The organism is Thalassoroseus pseudoceratinae, from assembly GCF_011634775.1.
GTDB lineage: Bacteria > Planctomycetota > Planctomycetia > Planctomycetales > Planctomycetaceae > Thalassoroseus > Thalassoroseus pseudoceratinae.
The window spans coordinates 337,669-357,769 of record NZ_JAALXT010000001.1 but is presented as its reverse complement, the minus strand read 5'-3'; the positions used below and the strand labels follow the sequence as shown (position 1 = coordinate 357,769).

Sequence of the window (20,101 nt, the reverse complement as noted above, 5' to 3'; positions counted from 1 at the left end):
TACTGTCCGAAATCGCACAGCAGCAAATCCAAATTTTCAGCGTAATGAGCAGTTCAGGGGGTTTCCAAGTAAAATTCGGAGCTTTGCACAAAATTCCCACAGGGTTGTGAGGAGTTTGTGCAGATCGGGACAAAAATCGTCCACACCAAGTTGGCCCGCACATTGCAACAGCAAGGGAGTAGAACCCTCATACAGATGTTGCAAAATGATCCGTTGCAAAATCGCGCGACTTGCTCAGGATTCCACAAAATTTGTATCATATTGCAATGGTCATGGGTAGCGTCAAGCGATGAAAACATTTTTACATTGAGGTCCAGATGATTCGATTCGTCTTGAACACCGTGGTTTTTTCGAGCTGTTTCCTCGTCAACACGACGCCAGTGTCGAAATTGTGGGCAGACCCACCACCGGTGGTTGCCGAGAAGTCCGATCGACCTTCGCTCACCGAGCGGCAGATTGAGACGCTCATCCAGGATTTGTCATCTCCAAAATTTGCGCGTCGGCAAGCCGCGACCAAGACGCTGGCAACGGGCGGTGCAAACGTTGTTGATCCCGTCTTGAAGGCGGCCAAAACGCATGAACTGGAAGTCGCAACCCGAGCCGTTCAGATTCTGGAGTTCCTGTTCCTCTACGGCATTCCCGAGACCTCCATGGAAGCTCAGGTCGCGTTGGAGGAGTTGGCCGACCGCACGAAACGTTTCCATTCCGGAACTGTCATTCAGAAAGAGGCGAACGACGTTCTCGCGTTGAATTACCATCTTCGGGAAGAACGAGCGTTGGCCGCCATTCGCCGGTTGGGGGGCATTGTCCGGTATCGTGAAGGGCTGGACGGCAATCTCCAAAACGTCACTCGGAATCAGCCGCCGGAAATCGTGATCTTGACGCTCCAAAAATGGAAAGGCAAGTCCGAGGATTTACAGTACATCAAACGGCTTGATCGACTTCAGCAACTCTATGTGATCCGCAAGGAAGTTGGCGACATGGAGTACGTCAATGCGATATCAGAAGACGATGTCGCCGAAATCCAAAAGGCGTTGCCGCAAGTCGATGTCAGTTGGCGTGGACCGGCGTTTTTGGGGGTCAGCGGAGTCGCGTTGCCGGGACGAGGGTGTGAATTGAGTACCGTCAGTCCTAACCAAGCGGCTGCGAAAGCCGGCCTTAGGAAGAATGATCTGCTGCTGAAATTCGATGGACAGGACGTCGACAACTTCGAACAACTCGTCCGATTGATCGGCCGTCACGATCCAGGCGACAAAATCGCTGCAACGGCACTGCGGAATAACCAATTGTTGGAATTCGAAATCACGCTGGAAGGCTGGAAGTGATTCGCGTGGAACCGGGAACGCATGAAGAGAGTGTTCCCGGTTGGGATCGCTGATCGCACTACATCCCGTACCGCGAAGTTCCGGTCGACTGTTTCTTGTTGAGGCGGTTGTTGGTGTGCAAGCCTTCGAGGATCAATTCGGCGATGCTAGCTCGCAGTGCCGGTGCGTACGAGCTTTTCTCGAGTTCCGGTGCAAGTTCGGCCGCGATGTCCTCGACTTGGCGGCTGAACCCTCGGATTTGATCAATCAACTCGAGATACGTTGACGTCGAAACAGAATCACCGACTTCGAGCGTCTTCCCAGTCTCAAAGTACTCGACCACGTTGCGAAACTGCTTCGTCTTGAAGTGTGCATCAAAGACGTTCTTTGTGGCTTCTTCGACGAGACGCATCACCAACCGGTCTTCTTCACCGGCTTCCTCCGTCATCGTGAGTTCCATCTTTCCGCGAGCGCCGGCGGCAATGTACGCCAAGTCGCTGAGTCTCGCGACGGTCGTTTCCTCCCCAGCCACAACCGCACGACGTTCCGCGTTGGAAACCATATTTTCATAGTTGGCGATGCTCATTCGCACCGAGACACCGCTCGCGTGATTCACATGCGGACTCGTCCGAGCCAACATGCTGGCTTCTTCGACGATCTCCTTCATGAACTGCGGAACCGCGACCGAAACCGATTCTTCCTCACGTTCGGTCCAGGCATTTTCGGCGGTAATTTTCACCGAGAGATCCCGACTGAGTGGATAGTGCGTCCGGACCACGGAACCGATCCGGTCTTTCAATGGCGTCACGATGCGTCCGCGGTTGGTGTAGTCCTCAGGGTTAGCACTGAACACCAAGCACAAATCCAACGGTAGCCGCACGGAAAACCCACGGATTTGCACATCACGTTCTTCGAGAACATTGAACAGACCCACCTGAATTTTCGGTGACAAGTCCGGCAATTCGTTCATGCAAAAGATGCCACGATGACTCCGCGGAATCAGCCCAAAGTGCATGACGTCTTCGCTGGCGAGATGCCGACCTTCCGCGTGTTTGATCAAATCCACTTCACCGACCAAATCCGCGATCGTCACATCCGGCGTTGCCAGCTTTTCATGGTAACGGTCTTCACGATGCACCCAAGCAATCGGCGTTTGATCGCCCTTCTCCGCCACCAAATCCCGTGAATACTTTGAGAGTGGATGGAGCGGATCGTCATTGATTTCCGATCCCTCGACGATCGGCTGCCATTCATCTAGCAGAGCGGTAAGCATTCGCAGCATCCGCGTCTTCCCTTGTCCACGCAGTCCTAGAAGAAGCATGTCGTGCTGGGAGAGGATCGCGTTGTAGATTTGCGGGAACACGGTTTCGTCGTAACCGAGAATGCCCGGGAACACCGGTTCGTTCCGCCGAAGCTTCGCCAGCAGATTGCGACGCATCTCCTGCTTGACCGGCAAGCTACGGTAGCCGCTCTCACGAAGTTCACTGAGTGTTTTCGGTCGGTCGGTCATGGATTCTCTCGGCGGGGAACGATGGCGGGTCGCGATTTCTTTCATGTCTGAGTTCAATCGTGCAGATTATAGGTCCGACAGAAGATCGGTCAACGTGCGCGGGGCGAGTTCCGAAAATCTGCACGGCCGAAAACGACCATGGAGTTGACGTAACCCATTAGAGAGGCGATGCTCGCATGAGTATCGCGAAACAAGGAAATCGAATGACAACCGCCATTGAAAACGCCCTTCATCGGGTGATAAATCGAGAAGCATTGACCGTCGCCGAAACCGAAGCGGCTATCGGTGAAGTGATGGATGGAAACGCGAAGTCGACTCAACTCGCCGCATTGTTGGCCACGTTAGCATTTCGCGGGGAAACCGTGGATGAAGTTGTCGGGGCCGCGCGGGCAATGCACTCCCGTGCGATCCGCATTCCCACGACACAAACTGGGCTACTCGACACTTGCGGAACGGGCGGAGATCATCTTCACACCTTCAACATCAGCACCGCGACCGCAATCGTCGCTGCCGCCGCCGGTGTTCCGGTCGCCAAGCACGGCAACCGAAGCGCATCGAGTCGAAGTGGATCGGCCGATGTGCTGGAAGCATTAGGAGTCAACGTCGAATTGAAACCCGTTGCGGTCGCCGAGTGTATTCAGCAGGTTGGCATCGGTTTTTGCTACGCTCCGCTCGTGCACGGTGCCATGAAGCATGCCGCTCCCATCCGACGCGAATTGGGTCTACGGACAGTCTTCAACCTGTTAGGACCGCTGACCAATCCCGCGAATGCTGAGTTCCAATTGCTCGGCGCCAGTCGCGTAAGTTCAGCGGAGTTGCTCGCCGGCGCATTGGCGAGTTTGGGGCGACGTCGTGCGTTCGTCGTCTGTGGAGCGGATCAACTTGATGAGGTCGCATTGTGGGGGGAAACCACCGTATTCGAGGTCGGAAGCGATTCGGTCCGCAAACTTACATGGACGCCAGACGATTTCGGTCTTCCCACCTGTGACGTGGCGGAACTGAAGGTCGATTCCCCGGAGAAAAGTGCGGAACGTATTCGATCCATCTTCGCCGGTGACACTGGACCATCGCGTGACATCGTCGTAGCGAACACCGCCGCGGCGCTACTCACAGTGAATGCCGTTGCGGATCTTCGCGCGGGAGTCGCGAAAGCTGCGGAAACAATCGACTCCGGAACCGCACAAGCGACACTCGAAAAGCTCCAGGCATTCACTCAGGCACACACCGGGTCGTGAAATGTCCGCGAATCCATTTCTGCAGGCGGTTCTCGACGAGCCAGAAGATGACCTGGCACGCTTGGTGTACGCGGACTGGCTCGACGAGCAAGGCGATCCACGTGGAGAGTTCATCCGTGTCCAAGTGGAGTTAGCGGCCCTCACTCCCGCCGATGATTCCTGGCGAGACTTGAAGAACCGCGAAACCGAGTTACTGAACCGGCACCTCGCGGAGTGGTTCGACGGAATGCGTCGCGTGCGGCATGGATTCTCGCACTGCCAATATCAGCCATTTTTCGCGGGCAAAGGAAGTTGTCAACTCGTTCGCGGATTTCGGGAATCCGTCCGTGTTCGCACTCGTGTGTTCCTAAAACATGCGGCAAAGATCTTCGAGCAAATGCCGTTGCGGCGACTCCACCTATTCTATGACGACCATGGGGAGAAGGAATTTCAGCGTTTTGCGAAGTCTCCGTATCTTGAGAAACTCACAGAATTGACCTTCGATTGGCAAGGCAGTGTGGAACCGCAGCTGCGAGCAATCCTAGCTCATCCGCATAGCCAGAGTCTCCAAAGCTTGGAATTGCGGAATACGAGTTTGGCAGAAGTCGTCGGTCCATTGCAAAAGGCGAACGACCTAACACACCTGCGTCGACTCACCATCAATGCCCGTTCGTACTACATTCCGAGGGAACGTCCACTTCTACAAATTAAGGCGGTCAAACAATTCGCAAAGTGCCAGATACCTCGTTTGGAGCACTTAGCGATGACAGGTTTTGCAACCGAGACCGAAATCTTAAAACGACTACTAAACCGCACACCTTGGCAGGAAACCGTCAAGAGTTGGGATTGGTCAGGACATGATTTCGACGATGACGGAATGGAATTTTTGACATCACTTGGAACATCATCTCAGTGGACAGAGCTTCGGCTCGGTGGGCAAAATCAACCGGCTATTCAGCCCGCTGCGAGAGCAATTACGGGTCGTGGCATGCAGTCATTGGCTGCGGCGGATTTCTCGTCACTCAAGGTTCTTGATGTTTCCTCACAGAAAGTTGGCTCTGGCAAGCTTCGCACGTTGCTAAAGAATCCGACCCTCACCAACCTAGAGGAACTCGATCTCAGCTTTAACCGACTCAGAGATACAGGCGCAGCAGTACTAGCGAAGTCAAAAGTCTTGGGGCAACTTAAAACACTTCGGGTCAATCAATGTGAAATTCGTGAGACAGGACTTGAAAGTTTGATGAACTCGGACTGTCTAAGGAGTCTACGGCGTTTGTTCATCGGAGGTAACCCAGTCGGCCGTGAGGCAATTCAAAAGATTGTTGACTCGGCACTCATGCCGCAATTGAAGACTTTGTATCTCAGTCGAATCCCTCGACAGAATCAAACACAATTCAAGTGTCTTGGGAAATCTGATGCGGTCTCAGGTCTTGCAGAGCTTGACTTGAGTGGTCAGCCGCTTCAGAAGAAAAGTCTGTTGGCATTGGCGAGTTCTCCTCAACTCCATGATTTGGCACATTTGCACTGGGGGGTCGGCAACGCAGCCCGACCTGCGGAGTTATTGGAGATTGCCGAGGACCGCTGGCCGGGGCGTTGTCGCTTCTGATGACCCGCAAGACGAGCATTCACGAATAGGTCGAATGGACCATGAGTCAAGCAGCGGATAGTTACAATAAAGAGGCGTCGAGTCCTCCCGCCCCCAACCGCTATCGACTTTGGATTTTCCGATTGCTAACCGTCGGATTGGCTTTGATGGTCTTTCTCATAGCGGAGTTCGCCTGCCGGCTATTCGGGCTCGGTCACCCAAGTCTTGGGCCGGATCCTTTTGCAGGTTTTCACGAAGTTCGACCGCTCTTCATACTCGACGAAGCGAAGCACGAGTACCGAATCCCAGAGTCTCGATACAACTTCTTCGCGCCGGAATCATTCGCACAAAGCAAGCCGTCCCGAGCGAAACGCATATTTTGCTTGGGTGGGTCAACCGTGCAAGGCCGACCGTACTCAACGCCAACCTCGTTCCCCACTTTCCTCGAGATGGCATTGGACGAAGTTGACCAGTCGAACGACTGGACTGTGGTTAACTGCGGCGGAATCTCCTATGCGAGTTATCGGCTCGTACCTATTCTGGAGGAAGTCCTAAACTATGATCCGGATTTCATCATTCTCTGCACAGGGCACAACGAATTCTTAGAGGATCGCAGTTATCAGCATCTCAGAGACGCATCACCCGTCTTGAAGCGGGCTCTCAGAGTAAGCTCGAAGTCGCGACTATTCAATGTAATTAATCGTTGGGTACATACTGATGCTAGTGGGCTTGTCATGTCAGCCGAGACTGACCCAATGCTTGACTACAAGAACGGACTCGCAGCCTATTATCGCGATGATCAGTGGCGAACCAATGTGGTTGCACATTTTGAGTTTAACGTACGCCGCCTCATTGGGACTGCAGAAGTCGCGGGTGTGCCGATTATCCTTGTGATTCCGCCCTCGAATCTTTATGACTGTCCTCCGTTCAAATCTGAAGTTGCGAGTGGTCTTGATCCTGAAGCACATGCGGCTTGGCGAGAACTATTAAGACAAGCCCAAGAAACCATGCGGGCAGATCCGCAGGGGGCAATTGCGATCTTCAAGGATGCTATTGCAATTGACGGTCGGCATGCCGCGACGTGGTATGAGCTTGCGAAATGCTACCAGACGCTTGGCTTACAGGCTCAAGCCGAGGAAGCTTTTGTGACCGCTAGGGACGAAGATACTTGCCCATTACGGATGTTGAGTGTCATGGAAGATGCCTTGCGTCGTGTGGCAGATGAATGTGATGTCCCTGTTGTGGACTTGAGTGTGCAGATGCGAGATGGTCATTCGCTCGTGGATCATGTCCATCCCGACTTCGATGCTCATCAGAAGATCGCGAAACAACTTGCTGAGGTCTTGGCGGAACACGATTGGTGTCAATTGGACTCCGGTTGGAATGAGCGAGTCGATCAGTGTTTTCGAAGCCACATGGATTCGCTCGAGGATTTCTACTTTCTGAAAGGTCAGCGGACCCTCGACGCACTTCAGGGGTGGACGCAAGGTCGATCGGACGGTCTACCGGCCGAGCAACGATTCCCGAATCGTATTCCATAACTAGGATGTTGCATGTCGTATTATTGTCTGTCTTTTTTCAAAGGGTTCAATATGAGGCTGTTTTTTCAATTGATGCTTGCTGCTGCTAGCATGTTCGGTGTTAATACAGCGAATGCTGCGGAATCCCGAATGAACGTCGTACTCATTGTTGCCGACGATCTGGGGTTCCAAGCCGGCTGTTTTGGGAATCCCGTCATCAAAACGCCGAATCTCGATCGGTTGGCGAAGGAAGGGGTTTGGTTTCCGCGAGCACACTGCACGACTGCGAGTTGTAGTGCTTCTCGTAGTGTTTTGATGACAGGGATGCAGAATCATTCCATCGGGCATTACGGCCATGCCCACGGCTCCAACCACTTTAGCACTTACGAATCTGTCAAGTCGTTGCCGGTTTTGCTAGCGGAAAATGGCTATCGCACGTGCTCAATTGGCAAGTATCACTTGGCCCCGGAGTACGTCTATCACTTCGACACCTATCGAAACTCTGGTGTGCAAGGGAATCGGAACTCTGTTCGCATGGCCTTGAATGCCAAGGAATGGATTGCCGAAGATGATGAGCGGCCATTCTTTCTATATTTCTGTTCAAGTGATCCGCACCGCGGTGGCGGTCCCGACGGGTTCGCAAACCACAACGAAGACCCTGAGCACTATCCCGGTATCACGCCAGTTCGGTATCTGCCCGAGGATGTCATTGTTCCTAAGTGGATGAATGACACATTAGTCGCTCGGAAAGAACTTGCGGAATACTATCAGGCGATTAGTCGACTCGATCAAGGGCTGGGTGTTCTGTTCGATGCACTTGCAGAGCTAAATCACACTGACGATACCGTTGTGATGTTTCTATCTGATAACGGTCCGCCTTGGCCAGGTGCAAAGACGAATCTCTATGAACCTGGTTCCCGGCTACCATTGATTGTTCGACATCCAAACTTGAAAAAGCCCGGCTCAAAGAACAATGCGTTGGTAATGTGGACCGACATCGCACCAACGATTGCGGATCTCTGCGGTGTTGGCGACTTCAAGGCTCCGATTCTTCGCCCGCGGGAGAATGTCGGCAAATTGAGCACCAACGGGCCCAAACGACCCTATCGGTTTCATGGTCGATCGTTTCTACCTGTGCTCGATGAGGAGAATCCTGAAGGGTGGAACGAGAATTATGCGTCCCACACATTCCATGAAATTACCATGTACTTTCCGATGCGGATGATCATGAAAGGTGATTACAAATACATCTTCAACATCGCAAGCCCCCTGCCCTATCCATTTGCGTCTGACCTTCAGTCTTGCCCCACGTGGCAAGAGGTCTTGGAGTCAAACGCCGAAATTTATGGGCAGAGATCTGTCTACAACTACATCAATCGTCAGCGGCATGAACTTTATGATGTTAAGTCCGATCCTCACGAAACGAAGAACCTAGCGACCGATCCACAGTTTCAACCCCTCCTCAAGGAGTTACAGGAAAAACTGCAGGACTATCAGGAACAAACGCGTGACCCTTGGAAATCAAAATGGAAGTACGAGTAAGTTCATCGCAGCGGTTCTGGTCGCAACTTGCTCTCGTTCAAAGTCTCATCATTCGTGCTTGCCAACGGGTATTCAGAGGTGGCCGTGAAGGTGAGACTAGGATTGATCTGGTTTTGCGGTGTAGAGATTGTGTTCGCTAATATAGATTTCCACGCTTGGTGGAAGTAGATAGCGAACACTTTTTTGCAGCTGCACACGTCGACGAATGTTTGACGAAGAGATTTCGATTCCGGGGATCTGCACGGTTTGGACCGCTTTTGCGATCTGTTCGCCGACGATGTTTTCCACGTCGCTGATTATGTCATCCCCGCGATTGACTGCAACAATCGTTGCCAGTTCAGCGATCCGTTGGGGATGACGCCAAGTCGGGAAATCGCGGAGCGAGTCGGAACCAATGAGGAAGAAGATTTCGTCACGCGGGTTTTCATCTGTGATTTCTTGGAGCGTATCCACCGAATAGCTTCGACCGCTGCGTGTCAACTCTCTGCGGTCGAGCCGAAAGGTTTCATTCCCCGCGATAGCAAGGCGAAGCATGGCTTCTCGATGCGTCGATTCTGTGATCAAGAGGTCCGTCTTGTGGGGAGGATCGCCAGCAAGAACGAACCAGATTTCGTCGAGATCCAGACTGTCGCGGCATTGTTCGGCTAGTACGAGGTGCCCGAAGTGAATCGGGTCGAAGGTCCCTCCATAAATGCCTATTCTCATCACTACGTTCCTTCAAGTAATGAAATCACAAATGCCGAACCGATAGCTACTCGTCCTGCCGTGTTTGTGTAAGTACCATTCCTAGTGCTAGTCGTCAGTTACTCTCGATAGAACTCCACGAGGTCTGACTTTAGGGTTTTAAGGCTTGGCTCGTGGACATACATCATGTGTCCGCCACGATAGTACTTCAATGTGACATTCTCTTGCTGCGGTTTTCTGAGCATGAGATGCCGGAAGGTGTGGACGGTCCCGTAGTACGGTGTGGCGAGATCGTAGTATCCGCTTGCAACAAAGACCTTGAGAAACGGGTTCTCAGTCATGGCGGAGCGTAAAGACTCCGTCGAAGAAACATATCGATTCTCAAATGGTTTGTAGCTCCAAGGATGCACTTGGCTACTGAGGATTTCATAGGGTTCAGTCTTTGTCGTCTTCAGCTCGGTTCGAAGGTAGTGATACATTGCCGAGGTGTAGGCCCCCGATAACGCTGCACTGCTGGGGTCGTAGGAGTACGAATCACCGGTTGAGTCGCGGTCGGCTCCCTTGTATCGGCTATCGAGACGACCGACTGTTTCGTCTTCGCGACGCATCAGCTCCTTTGCGAAACGCGACATCCGAATTCGGAGGTTCGATTGCAGGACATAGCGACGGGAAAGACCTGTGTACGCAGCAATTTTGTCAGCGATTTCTCGTTTCGTCTTGTTAGGCAAGTCGTCGCCTTTGAGGAGTGCTGTCGCGTAATCGTTGAGAGTGAACTCTTCAACTTCCCTCAGGAACTTTGTGAGTGGCTGTGATTGGTATTCGTCCGCGAGTTGCTTGTGATACCAGGCCGTAGCGGCATAGCTGGGGAGAAATGCGATGTAAGGGAGATCGTTGTTTTCGCCAAAGCGAATCGTCTGGAAATCGAGGACTGACGAAATCAACACGATCCCGTTGAGTTCCAAATAGTATCGGCTGCGTAGACGGTCAGCTAATCCGGCGGCTCGCAGTGTGCCGTAACTCTCACCGCAAAGATACTTCGGAGACTGCCAGCGGTTATACTTTGTCACGTAGTGATGAATGAACTGACCGACAGAATTCAAGTCCTCACGATAGCCGTGGAATTGCGATTTCTTCTCATCTTTCTCGGGACGACTATAACCGGTACTGACCGGGTCGATGAACACTAGGTCGGTAACGTCGAGCAATGAGTGTGGGTTGTTGACGAGTTTGCCGAGTACCGGTTCGGGCTTGGCATTATCATTGAGTTTCACACGTTTCGGACCTAACATGCCCAAATGCAACCAGACGGAAGACGACCCCGGGCCGCCATTGAAGCAAAATGTCAACGGTCTTTTCTTCGCGTTTTCAGAACGATTGACAACGTACGCAACGAAGAAAACTTCGGCTGTTTTCTTCCCCTCGTCGTTAACGAGTGGCAGCGTGCCGGCGGTGGCTTCGTAGGCAATGGTTTTGTCACCGATTTTGGCGGTGTGTTGCGTGATGCTGTGTCCGGAGTCTCGAGGTTTCGACTGTGGATCGGCACTGACCTCAATGACTTGTTCAAGCTGAACTGGGGATTTCGCGTTTTCGCCGGGCTCGTCTTGGGCCAGGGAGACTTGAACAAAACAACCGACAACCAGACTGAACAATATCCTCGTCTTTGGTGAGGTGATCAAATTTTGCATGACGTTAGTTCATCCTAGACCGAATCGAGGTCTTCTCTGTTTTCACGGGAGCTGAACGGTGGCTGAGAATACTTCTTGGTTTACCTAAATTAACAAGGCGGATGGGCAACGAACAGGTCGGTGGGGAACTTTGATTCTATCGGTTTCGAATTCGATCACCTTCGATCACTTTGCCAAGGCGTGATGTTATGCTCGCAATTGAGGGAATGGCGTGATCTGATGGGACTTCGCTGCGACGGGTCAGCGATTGTCTTGGACTGCGGAGATTATGGAGTTGGAATGGTTGCAATTCTTGGTCTCTCGGCGTTGTACCACGATTCCGCAGCGGCTTTGATGATCGATGGGGAGATCGTCGCGGCTGCCCAGGAAGAGCGGTTTTCGCGAATCAAGCACGACTCATCGTTCCCTGTTCATGCGATCGAATTCTGCTTGAACCACGCGGGGATTTCACAGTCGGAATTGGATTGGGTGTGCTACTACGAGAAACCATTGCTTCGGTTTGACCGAATCTTGGAAACGTACTTGGATGTCGCACCACGAGGCTTTGTTTCGTTTGCTCGGGCGATGCCGGGTTGGCTTCGGGAAAAACTCTGGGTTCGTCGACAATTGACTCGGGTCGCGAGTCGAACGACCGGCAATGCGGTGGTGTTTTGTCGGCATCATGAGTCCCATGCAGCAAGCGCGTTCTTTCCATCGCCGTTTGAGACAGCCGCGATTCTAACGGTTGACGGTGTCGGAGAGTGGGAAACCGCGACTTGGGGAGTGGGCCAAGGAAATCGAATCGAGTTGCAACGACGTCTCCGGTTTCCGCATTCGCTCGGGTTGTTGTATTCCGCGTTCACCGCGTATTGTGGCTTCCGCGTGAACTCGGGCGAATACAAGCTGATGGGCTTGGCACCGTATGGAAAACCGGTCTATGCCGATCGTATTCGCCAGCACCTCGTGAACGTTCGGGCGGACGGTTCCTTCCGGTTGGATCTATCGTACTTTCGATTTATCCATGGGCTGCAAATGACGTCACGAAAGTTTCATCGTTTGTTCGATGGTCCGCCGAGGAAGCCAGAGAGCGAATTGACAAAACGGTTCATGAATGTCGCGGCGTCGATTCAGGCGGTCTTGGAAGACATTCTGCTCCGGATGGTTCACGGGATTCATGAAGAAACGGGTTTGAAGTCACTGTGTTTGGCGGGTGGAGTTGCGTTGAATGCCGTCGCCAATGGTCGAATTCTGCGAGAGGGCCCGTTCGAACATGTTTGGATCCAACCCGCCGCGGGTGATGCTGGCGGTGCATTAGGCGCCGCTTTCTGGGTTTGGCATCAACGATTGAACAAGCCGCGTTGCGAGTCCAATGAGGATCGGCAGGCCGGTTCTTTGTTTGGTCCTGAGTTTTCGTCATCGGAAGTTCGGGACGCACTCGATCGAAGCCAACTTTGCTATGAGGAGTTTGCCAGTCACCAAGATTTGTGCGATCGGGTGGCGGCGTTGCTTGAGGAGCAGCGTGTCGTCGGATGGTTCCAAGGTCGTATGGAGTTCGGTCCGCGATCGCTGGGGAATCGGAGTCTGTTGGCGGCGGCGAATCGGAAGGAGATGCAGACCACGCTGAATCAATGCGTGAAGAGACGCGAAGATTTTCGCCCGTTCGCACCGGTGACATTGCACGAATTCACCCAAGAGAACTTTGAGATTCCTCCGGGAGCGGAGTTCCCCTATATGCTTGTTGTGGTGCCGGTCCGTGGGGAGCGATTTCCAACGATCACGCATGTCGACGGTTCCGCACGTCTGCAAACCGTCCGCGATTCGCAGAATCCGCAACTGGGTCAGTTGCTACGCACATTCCATAGCCGAACCGGGCAGTCGGTACTGGTTAACACGAGTTTCAACGTCCGTGGTGAGCCGATAGTCTGCACACCAGACGATGCCATCCGTTGCTTCCAAATGACAGGTATCGACGCTTTGGCGATCGATCGATTCCTTGTGACCAAGCCAAGTCATTCAGAGGACTGATGTTGATGAAGAAGTCTCCGACGATCGTGGAACTTCGCTTCTTTGCGGGCGGATTGCTGATTCTTGGCGGGATCGTTTGGCTGACGGCTTCGATACAACGACCTGAGACACTGTCTGTCGTATCGGCAGGCACTTTGACTGGATTGGGCCTGCTGGGTTTGCTTCGCCCAGATAGGATTCGTATGGTCTATCGGGGTTGGATGCTGCTTGTGACGCCGATTGGTTGGCTCGTTTCGCACTTGGTGATGGCTGCGATTTACTTTCTCGTCGTCACACCAATTGGATTGATGCGGCGAGTCTGCGGCACGGATTCTTTGGGACGAGATTGCACCAGCGAAGCCGAAACCTTTTGGGAACCAATTCACCAGACGGATGACCCCGTTCGTTCGTTCCGTCAGTATTAAAGGCGTACCGTTGGTGACGAAATCTCGCATGGTTCTGAAAAACGTTGATTCTCGGGAGTTCACGAGGGCATGGATAACATCGATGCTCGATCGTTATTGGAGCAACTTTGCCAGGGGCAGCGGCGTTGGTTGATTCGCCGCGGGGCTGGCAGTTTTCACGCGGAGTTCATGGAACGTCCGACGGGAATCCTGTGTGGCTCGTTCAACCCGTTGCACGAAGGGCATCTGCGGTTGCGGAAGATCGCGGAACAGTTGCTTGGTGGACCGGTTTGGTTCGAGCTGACGGTTGTCAATGCTGACAAGCCGCCTTTGGACGTGCCCACTGTTTCTTCACGGAGCAGACAGTTCCGAGGACACAACGCATTACTGACCAATGCCGCAACATTCGTGGAGAAAGCGAGCGAGTTTCCGAACACGGTTTTTGTCGTTGGTTTTGACACCGCGATCCGTATCCTCGAGCCACGGTTTTACGGCGACTCGATACCGCAAATGGAGTCGGCGATGCGTCGAATCCACAACGCTGGTTGCTCGTTCTTGGTTGCGGGAAGACATCATCGAGGAGGGTTTGGGACCCTTCAGACTCTCGACATTCCTATGGAATTCCGTTCGATCTTTCGGGAGATCTCGGAATCCGATTTTCGGATCGATATCTCCTCGACCGAACTCCGCAATCGACAGGCTGCCGACACTGATGCCGAATGAACGGTTACGCCGCGTCTTCGTCTTGGGATGTGTCTTCGGCGGGGGGATTGCTCAGCCGTCGGTTGAGATTGAGGCCACTGTCTTGCAGCGGATCGTGCGTGGAGAGCGTGTTGTCTGCCTGATACCGAATAGGAAGTTTTACCGTGAACGCTGAGCCTTTTCCGAACTCGCTTTCAAGTGTGACTTCGCCACCGAGTAACTTCGTCAATTCCATGACGATTGAAAGCCCTAGCCCTGTCCCGCCGTACTCCCGCGTCATTGTGTCACGTTGACCGGGGGCCGATCGCCCTTGTCGGAACTTCTCGAAAATCGTTTCTTGATCCTCGAGTGGGATTCCAACACCCGTATCCTCGACCACCACCTCGAAACTCGGTGGGGACTCCTCAAGCACGCCAATGTCGTCCGCAAGTCGAGCCGTCACACGCACACGGCCGCCTTCAGGCGTGAACTTAATGGCGTTCGACATCAAGTTGTTGAGGACTTGCTGAATCTTGCCCGAGTCCTGCCAGATCTTCGGGAGATCGTCCGCGACTGCGGTTGTCAGGGCGATGTTCTTTTTCTCGGCGACTACAGCCAAGGCGGCGACTTGGCGTTCGATGACGTCACCGATGATGAACTCGGACGGTTGCACGTCCATCTTGCCACTTTCGATCTTAGCGAGATCAAGTAAATCGTTAATCAACGTCATGAGATCATGACCGGATTTCTGAATGTTGCCAACGAACCGGTCTTGTTTGTCGGTCAGGTTCTTGGCACCAGCAAGCACATCGGAAAAACCGAGAATGCTGTTGAGTGGTGTTCGAAGTTCATGGCTCATTGTGGCCAAGAACTCGTCTTTCAGTTTGTTCGTTTCGTAAAGTGACAGGTTCGCTTGGGCCAACTCGTCGGCCTTCTGCCCGAGGTTGTCGTTGGCGTCGCGGAGTTCGTCCTGCACGGTGGTAAGGTGTCGCAACATCCGGTTGAATGCGTGGCTGAGTTCCTCGAACTCATCACCCGTGCGGATGTCTGCCCGCAAGTCGAGCGTGCCCCGAGCAATCTCATCGCTGACATCCTTAAGGTGCAGCACTGGTTTGACGATGACATACCGCACGATGACATAAGCCGCGAGCATGGCCAGGAATGCGGTCACGATCGCGGTGGCCAACAAGACCGCATTGTTCCAAGCCAAAGCCTCTTCGGTGCTGTTGAGAGGGAACATGACTTCCGCCATGCCCATCAGATCGCCCCGTTGCAGATTCGGTGACCAATCCCGATGGCAGGTGACGCACGATTGTTCCGCACGAACCTCTCGGTAATACGTGTATTTGCCGGCGTCGCGGTCGATGTCGATGACTTCGTTTTGGCCGCGGCTGATCAGTTCCCAAGCATCCCAGCCGGCAGAACTTCCTGGGCGACGGACATCTTCTGCCCGTGCCGTCGTCGAGTTGCCAGGCTTCGTCGATTCATCCGGCTTGCGTCTCGTGAAATAGAAATTCCACTGGTAGCCACGCAAGTCTTCGGGTTTCAGTGAAGTCGCCAACTCATCGATCAACGGTTTGATTTCGTCGCGTTGCTCGAAGTGCTTCCAATGCGTTTCCAGAATCATCGGCGTAATGAGCATTCGGCCGGTGAACTGGTTCTGCTCGTAGATCAGATTCGCATTGAGACGTGCATAGACGTAGAAACTGCCTGTGATAAGCAGCATGAGACCACCTCCGAACAAGAAGCGGCACTTCCGTTCGAGGCTGGTCTCGCCAAGCAATCGTTTCACGGTCCGGTACGACATGTTCGTACTAGACCATGAGACGATCGAATTTGTCCAGAGAAGATCGCAATTTTCTAGCAGCAATCTTGGACATATTAGTCATCGTTGACGTGTTGCATTGCACTCTAGTGTGCTGGCGGCGGGCTGGTTTGCACGGCACGATTGCGGAACAGGAATTCCGTGAGGTTTCCTTCGTGCGGTTGCATCCAGTTGATTTGCATCGTCTTGATCCGCCCGAGATTCAGCCGATCGATGTTCGTGGCGTCGAGCAGTTCTTGCTTCCACTTTTCGTCGTCGGTGATCGCCGTGCAAATGAGTGTCGTCTTAATCTTCTTGAGCATGTCTTTTTGCGGACAATCAACGACCGACGCATATGGGAACATGTATTCCGTGTTCGCCAAGAATGCGTCGGGGCTTTCACAGTGCACGATCGTTGGTCGCAAGAAATCGTAACGTTCGTTTTCGACGAGGCGGCTGCCTTCCCGGTATTTCGCTGTGACTTCCGTCACTCCCGACTCACCAAGCTTTTCTTCGATCTGATTGTGCATTGCCTCCGCGACACCTTTGGTTGTGAAGGCGGCGAGTTGGGCATCGGGATCGGTCATTGGTTTGGGAGCAATCGGACCCAGTCGTTCGGCCAGAGCTTCCGCGATCTCACGGCCGTGACGCGGAGTCCAAATCCCCGAGGCGTTGATGCAACTTCGTCCCGAGTTCGCAAAGACGCTGTCAGCGAGAATATCAATGAAGTCTTCCCACTGATCGACGACATCTTCACCGATCAGGATTTTCGAGAAACCCGGACCATGCGCTTGCACGCGTGGGTCACCGTGGTACTGCTCGACGGTCTGTGCACTTCCGAAGATCATCGCCCGATCGCAGCATTCCATCACGGCTTGACCGCAATCACGGGCACCGGGGTAGAGTCCCCAAACCTCGGCCGGGATTCCGGCTTGAGTCATGGCGGCGAACATACGGTACGGAGTCCAGGGCTCTTGGGAGCCCGGTTTCAGAACCAACCCCATTTGCAGGGGGATCACTGGCAGCCACAGCGTGTGGACACCCGGCGAGTTGTTCGGGAGAACGGCCCCCAAGACTGGTGCCGTGGCTTGGTAACTGACGGTCACGCCACGATCTTCTTCCCCGTATCCGCGTGAGAGAATGTCGAGAGGAAGACCGCGAGTCAGTGCATCCAACACTTCCCGCATCTTGCCAAGTACGAAAGCATTCTTTCGCATGTTGAACGCACACATGTGCTCCGGCAACCCGGTCGTAGCGGATTGAATTCGGCAAAACTCTTCCGGCGTTTGCGTGCCATTGCCGAGAGGCAACGTCGCTTCCATGTAGAGTTCCGCGGCTTTCTCGCAGAGTTTGCACAACTCCTCGATGGAAAACTCACGCAGCCGTTCGCGGGCCTTCTTCGCTTTCCGATTGTCCATTTTGATCTGGCCACCCACGGCCTGATTCATTTGGGCCAATTCCTCGCCCGTTTCAAAATGGACGACGGGGGCTTTCTCGGTCGACTCGTGCGGTTGACCCCAACGGATGACTGGAATTTCTAGCATGATTTTCTAGGGGTTAGGATTTGAAATATTCGGGGATTGATCTGCGGCGGTGGTTCCGTGTGCGTCAACGCTGCAACACGAATCGTCTGTGTTCATTGTCTTGCGATCCGCTGCGTTGGCGATGACGGCTGACAGAATTCGGCGGAGAAGATTGGTCTATCGGGCGACAACGACCTCAATCTGATTTGTGGCCAACCTGCCAAACGACTCGACCTCGCTTAATGGAAGTCGTGTCGTTTGGCGATGTCTCCGCCGTTTGCTTCTCGGTACCGAAGCCTGAATCATCGACTCTAATACACACCCACGGTCGTCGTTTTCGCGAAGACGTGGAACGGGCGTGTGCCACTGATGCCTTCCCAGGGGAATTTTTCGCAAGCGGGTTCGCGTTCGCCTTCGTCACGTTCCATAAAGCCGGGGATGAACAGTTCATCGGTGAGTGTGTAGAGCTTGGCTCGACCCGTACCACCGATTTCCACGACCTTATTGTAGTCATCGAAATCCACCACTTCGACAACGGCTCGCGGTTGCGGAGCATAGTAGGTGATCTTGTAGTTGTCGGCCGGGTCAAACGGTTTGCCGCAAGCCAACCCCATTAGAGTGTTGCCGTAGGTCGGTGTGATATACACATCCGGTCCCAACAACTCCTCCATACAGAACTTGTACCAATCGGGTTTGAATTCGGTTCCACCCCCGAAAATCCCAGTGATTCCCTCATCGGCGATGCTGGAATCGTTGTCGAACAGACGCATCGCCAAAGACTCCAATAGCTTTGGCGTGGTGAACATACATTTGATGTCATGACCGGCCGAGAGCACCGTCATCGCCTGATCGATCACGTGTTCTTGATAGGCCTTCGCTTCTTCGACTTTGTTCTTCTTCAAAAGCTTGACCACATACCGCGGGTCCAAGTCGACGCAGAAACAAATTCCGCCGCGGTGCTGGGCGAGGTGTTCAACTGCCAGTCGCAACCGTCGTGGACCTGATGGCCCCAACATTAGCCAGTTCGATCCTTTGGGGAAGTACTCATCCGGGAGCGTATCGCTGAAAACTTCGTAGTCGATGAAGTGATCTCGCACGACACAGCGACTCTTCGGAATCCCCGTGGTTCCGCCGGTTTCGAAGACGTAACGGGGTTCGTTGTGCAGTGATTTGGGAAGGAATCGCGTGACCGGACCGCCGCGGAGCCAATCGTCCTCGAAGAGTGGAAACTTCTTGAGGTCGTCGAAACAGTTGACGTCGGTCATCGGATCGAAATCGTACGTCTTTGCTTTCTCCAACCAGAACGGAGCGCCGTTTTCCGGGTGAAAGTGTTTGCGGACGATATCCACGGTGTGAGCATCAAGTTGTTCACGAGCGGCAGCTGCGCGTTGATCAAGAGTGTCGGACACGGTCGGCTCCAGGCAGGCAAAGTCTTGTGAGGCTAGGAAGGTTGATTCCGGTGGCTGGTGTGTCGCAAATTCGGAACATTTGCAGGAGTCCAGCACGGTCGGACGCATTTCCGTCCTCATCTTAGACATTGCCGATGCGATTTCCAATCGACCGCGACTTTTCCCCTAACACGACATGGCGTTTTTCCCCAACGCAACATCGCGAATGAAACGGATGCAACGCAGTGCGGAACCGACTAAAGTGGGGCTGGCTACTCAATGTCTTTCAGTACTCGATTGATTCGCGTCCCCCGCAGAACGGTTTTTTATTGTGATCATCCGACCCAAGACAAGCTGGATTCGCCTGCTGTTTTCTCTGCAAGGAAGCATTCTGGTCAAAACTTGGAAGCGAATCCTCTTCGTAATAATTGTTTCGAGCTTAGTCACCTACTGGTATTGGAGCACACCGGAGACCGAACCCAGCCTGACGCCACTGCCCTTTCAATTGATTGCGGTGGCGTTGGGGATTTTCCTGGGTTTCCGCAATAACGAAGCTTATGACCGGTTTTGGGAAGGTCGACAGTTATGGGGACGCATGGTGAATGTCTCGCGGACATTCGCTCGCCAAGTCACGATGTTGGTCGATCCGCTCCGAGAGCATGACGAAACAGATGTGGAGACATTCCGCCAAGATGTGATTCTCCGAACAATCGCCTATGTCCATGCGTTTCGTCATCGACTTCGCGATACCGATCCCTACCCAGAGTTGGAAGCATATCTGGAACCGGCGGAAATCTCCGAGTTGCGTCGACATACCAACGTCCCCATCGGGATCTTGCAGAACATTGGTGGACGGCTGAGAGAGGCTTACCGTCAGCGTTGGGTCAGCGAGTACCATTTGCCGGTGCTTGAGGCGAGTCTGACCGAAATGACATCGGTCCAGGGCGGGTGCGAACGGATCAAAGCCACGCCGATCCCGTTTGCCTATACCGTACTGATCCACAGACTTGTGGCTGCCTATTGCGTGGCACTGCCGTTCGGCATTTACGACAATGTCCAATTGATGACGCCGGTGGTGACGCTGCTGATCAGTTACTCGTTCTTTGGGCTCGATGCAATTGGCGAGGAAATCGAAGAACCATTCGGTATGGATGCGAATGATCTTTCGCTGAATGCCATTTCTCGAACCATTGAAATTGATCTCAGACAAATCCTGGCAGAGGAGGAAGTTCCTCCGCCATGGACCGCTGAAGATTCCGTTTTGACCTAACCAA

15 protein-coding genes are annotated in these 20,101 nt (G+C 53.4%); 9 read left to right on the top strand and 6 right to left on the bottom strand.

All coding sequences use genetic code 11. The features are described 5' to 3' along the window. The first annotated feature begins 317 nt into the window (after window positions 1-317). On the top strand, window positions 318-1,325 hold the full coding sequence (locus G6R38_RS01280; RefSeq protein ID WP_166819881.1) for a PDZ domain-containing protein: 1,008 nt from the start codon (window positions 318-320) through the stop codon (window positions 1,323-1,325). A gap of 58 nt (window positions 1,326-1,383) precedes the next feature. Here the strand turns inward: G6R38_RS01280 and G6R38_RS01275 are convergent, their stop codons facing one another. After that, window positions 1,384-2,814, bottom strand: coding sequence for a sigma 54-interacting transcriptional regulator (locus tag G6R38_RS01275; RefSeq protein WP_166819880.1), 1,431 nt, complete (start codon window positions 2,812-2,814; stop codon window positions 1,384-1,386). A 203-nt stretch (window positions 2,815-3,017) separates the two neighbouring features. On the opposite strand from G6R38_RS01275, the gene trpD reads away from it, so the two are divergent. The 4 genes from trpD (at window position 3,018) to G6R38_RS01255 (ending at window position 8,675) form a co-directional block, all read left to right on the top strand. Then, complete coding sequence (trpD, locus tag G6R38_RS01270) at window positions 3,018-4,049, top strand: anthranilate phosphoribosyltransferase (protein ID WP_166819879.1); 1,032 nt, start codon at window positions 3,018-3,020, stop codon at window positions 4,047-4,049. 1 nt (window position 4,050) lies between these two features. Further along, window positions 4,051-5,634 (top strand): TIGR02996 domain-containing protein, encoded by a 1,584-nt coding sequence (locus G6R38_RS01265; protein ID WP_166819878.1) that lies wholly within the window; start codon window positions 4,051-4,053, stop codon window positions 5,632-5,634. Window positions 5,635-5,675: 41 nt separating this feature from the next. Then, window positions 5,676-7,154: a tetratricopeptide repeat protein gene (locus G6R38_RS01260; RefSeq protein ID WP_166819877.1), complete on the top strand. Its 1,479-nt coding sequence runs from the start codon at window positions 5,676-5,678 to the stop codon at window positions 7,152-7,154. Between the two features lie 129 nt (window positions 7,155-7,283). After that, window positions 7,284-8,675 carry a sulfatase family protein gene (locus tag G6R38_RS01255; protein ID WP_240928020.1) on the top strand — a complete coding sequence of 464 codons (1,392 nt, stop codon included), beginning with the start codon at window positions 7,284-7,286 and terminating at the stop codon, window positions 8,673-8,675. A 96-nt stretch (window positions 8,676-8,771) separates the two neighbouring features. Here G6R38_RS01255 and nadD read toward each other — a convergent pair whose 3' ends face one another. Together nadD and G6R38_RS01245 are read right to left on the bottom strand one after the other, a co-directional pair. Continuing rightward, window positions 8,772-9,380 (bottom strand): nicotinate-nucleotide adenylyltransferase, encoded by a 609-nt coding sequence (gene nadD, locus G6R38_RS01250; RefSeq protein WP_166819875.1) that lies wholly within the window; start codon window positions 9,378-9,380, stop codon window positions 8,772-8,774. A gap of 98 nt (window positions 9,381-9,478) precedes the next feature. After that, a complete protein-coding gene (locus G6R38_RS01245) occupies window positions 9,479-11,044 on the bottom strand; it encodes a S10 family peptidase (RefSeq protein WP_166819874.1) in 1,566 nt (521 codons plus the stop codon). Window positions 11,045-11,323: 279 nt separating this feature from the next. Here G6R38_RS01245 and G6R38_RS01240 point away from each other — a divergent pair, with 279 nt between their 5' ends. The 3 genes from G6R38_RS01240 to G6R38_RS01230 all read left to right on the top strand — a co-directional run bounded on the left by G6R38_RS01240 (window position 11,324) and on the right by G6R38_RS01230 (window position 14,154). Further along, window positions 11,324-13,048, top strand: coding sequence for a carbamoyltransferase family protein (locus G6R38_RS01240; RefSeq protein ID WP_166819873.1), 1,725 nt, complete (start codon window positions 11,324-11,326; stop codon window positions 13,046-13,048). Window positions 13,049-13,053: 5 nt separating this feature from the next. Further along, window positions 13,054-13,452 carry an SxtJ family membrane protein gene (locus G6R38_RS01235; protein ID WP_166819872.1) on the top strand — a complete coding sequence of 133 codons (399 nt, stop codon included), beginning with the start codon at window positions 13,054-13,056 and terminating at the stop codon, window positions 13,450-13,452. Between the two features lie 69 nt (window positions 13,453-13,521). Further along, window positions 13,522-14,154: a nucleotidyl transferase family protein gene (locus G6R38_RS01230; RefSeq protein ID WP_166819871.1), complete on the top strand. Its 633-nt coding sequence runs from the start codon at window positions 13,522-13,524 to the stop codon at window positions 14,152-14,154. 4 nt (window positions 14,155-14,158) lie between these two features. Here the strand turns inward: G6R38_RS01230 and G6R38_RS01225 are convergent, their stop codons facing one another. The 3 genes from G6R38_RS01225 to G6R38_RS01215 form a co-directional block, all read right to left on the bottom strand. Continuing rightward, window positions 14,159-15,838 carry an ATP-binding protein gene (locus G6R38_RS01225; protein WP_240928019.1) on the bottom strand — a complete coding sequence of 560 codons (1,680 nt, stop codon included), beginning with the start codon at window positions 15,836-15,838 and terminating at the stop codon, window positions 14,159-14,161. A 185-nt stretch (window positions 15,839-16,023) separates the two neighbouring features. Beyond that, the gene (locus G6R38_RS01220) at window positions 16,024-17,460 is read right to left on the bottom strand and encodes an aldehyde dehydrogenase family protein (protein ID WP_166819869.1); all 1,437 of its coding nucleotides are present in this window, start codon (window positions 17,458-17,460) and stop codon (window positions 16,024-16,026) included. Window positions 17,461-17,750: 290 nt separating this feature from the next. Further along, on the bottom strand, window positions 17,751-18,848 hold the full coding sequence (locus tag G6R38_RS01215) for a phenylacetate--CoA ligase family protein (RefSeq protein WP_206028422.1): 1,098 nt from the start codon (window positions 18,846-18,848) through the stop codon (window positions 17,751-17,753). A gap of 310 nt (window positions 18,849-19,158) precedes the next feature. Between G6R38_RS01215 and G6R38_RS01210 the strand changes: the two genes are divergently transcribed. Then, a complete protein-coding gene (locus G6R38_RS01210; RefSeq protein ID WP_166819868.1) occupies window positions 19,159-20,097 on the top strand; it encodes a bestrophin family protein in 939 nt (312 codons plus the stop codon). Window positions 20,098-20,101: the final 4 nt, after the last annotated feature.

Coding starts and splice junctions, on each gene's coding strand:
- G6R38_RS01260 (WP_166819877.1), top strand. CDS start 5,676: ATGAGTCAAGCAGCGGATAGTTACAATAAAGAGGCGTCGAGTCCTCCC.
- G6R38_RS01265 (WP_166819878.1), top strand. CDS start 4,051: ATGTCCGCGAATCCATTTCTGCAGGCGGTTCTCGACGAGCCAGAAGAT.
- nadD (WP_166819875.1), bottom strand. CDS start 9,380: ATGAGAATAGGCATTTATGGAGGGACCTTCGACCCGATTCACTTCGGG.
- G6R38_RS01240 (WP_166819873.1), top strand. CDS start 11,324: ATGGTTGCAATTCTTGGTCTCTCGGCGTTGTACCACGATTCCGCAGCG.
- G6R38_RS01245 (WP_166819874.1), bottom strand. CDS start 11,044: ATGCAAAATTTGATCACCTCACCAAAGACGAGGATATTGTTCAGTCTG.
- G6R38_RS01280 (WP_166819881.1), top strand. CDS start 318: ATGATTCGATTCGTCTTGAACACCGTGGTTTTTTCGAGCTGTTTCCTC.
- G6R38_RS01275 (WP_166819880.1), bottom strand. CDS start 2,814: ATGACCGACCGACCGAAAACACTCAGTGAACTTCGTGAGAGCGGCTAC.
- G6R38_RS01225 (WP_240928019.1), bottom strand. CDS start 15,838: ATGCTGCTTATCACAGGCAGTTTCTACGTCTATGCACGTCTCAATGCG.
- G6R38_RS01255 (WP_240928020.1), top strand. CDS start 7,284: ATGAACGTCGTACTCATTGTTGCCGACGATCTGGGGTTCCAAGCCGGC.
- G6R38_RS01220 (WP_166819869.1), bottom strand. CDS start 17,460: ATGCTAGAAATTCCAGTCATCCGTTGGGGTCAACCGCACGAGTCGACC.
- G6R38_RS01235 (WP_166819872.1), top strand. CDS start 13,054: ATGAAGAAGTCTCCGACGATCGTGGAACTTCGCTTCTTTGCGGGCGGA.
- G6R38_RS01230 (WP_166819871.1), top strand. CDS start 13,522: ATGGATAACATCGATGCTCGATCGTTATTGGAGCAACTTTGCCAGGGG.
- trpD (WP_166819879.1), top strand. CDS start 3,018: ATGACAACCGCCATTGAAAACGCCCTTCATCGGGTGATAAATCGAGAA.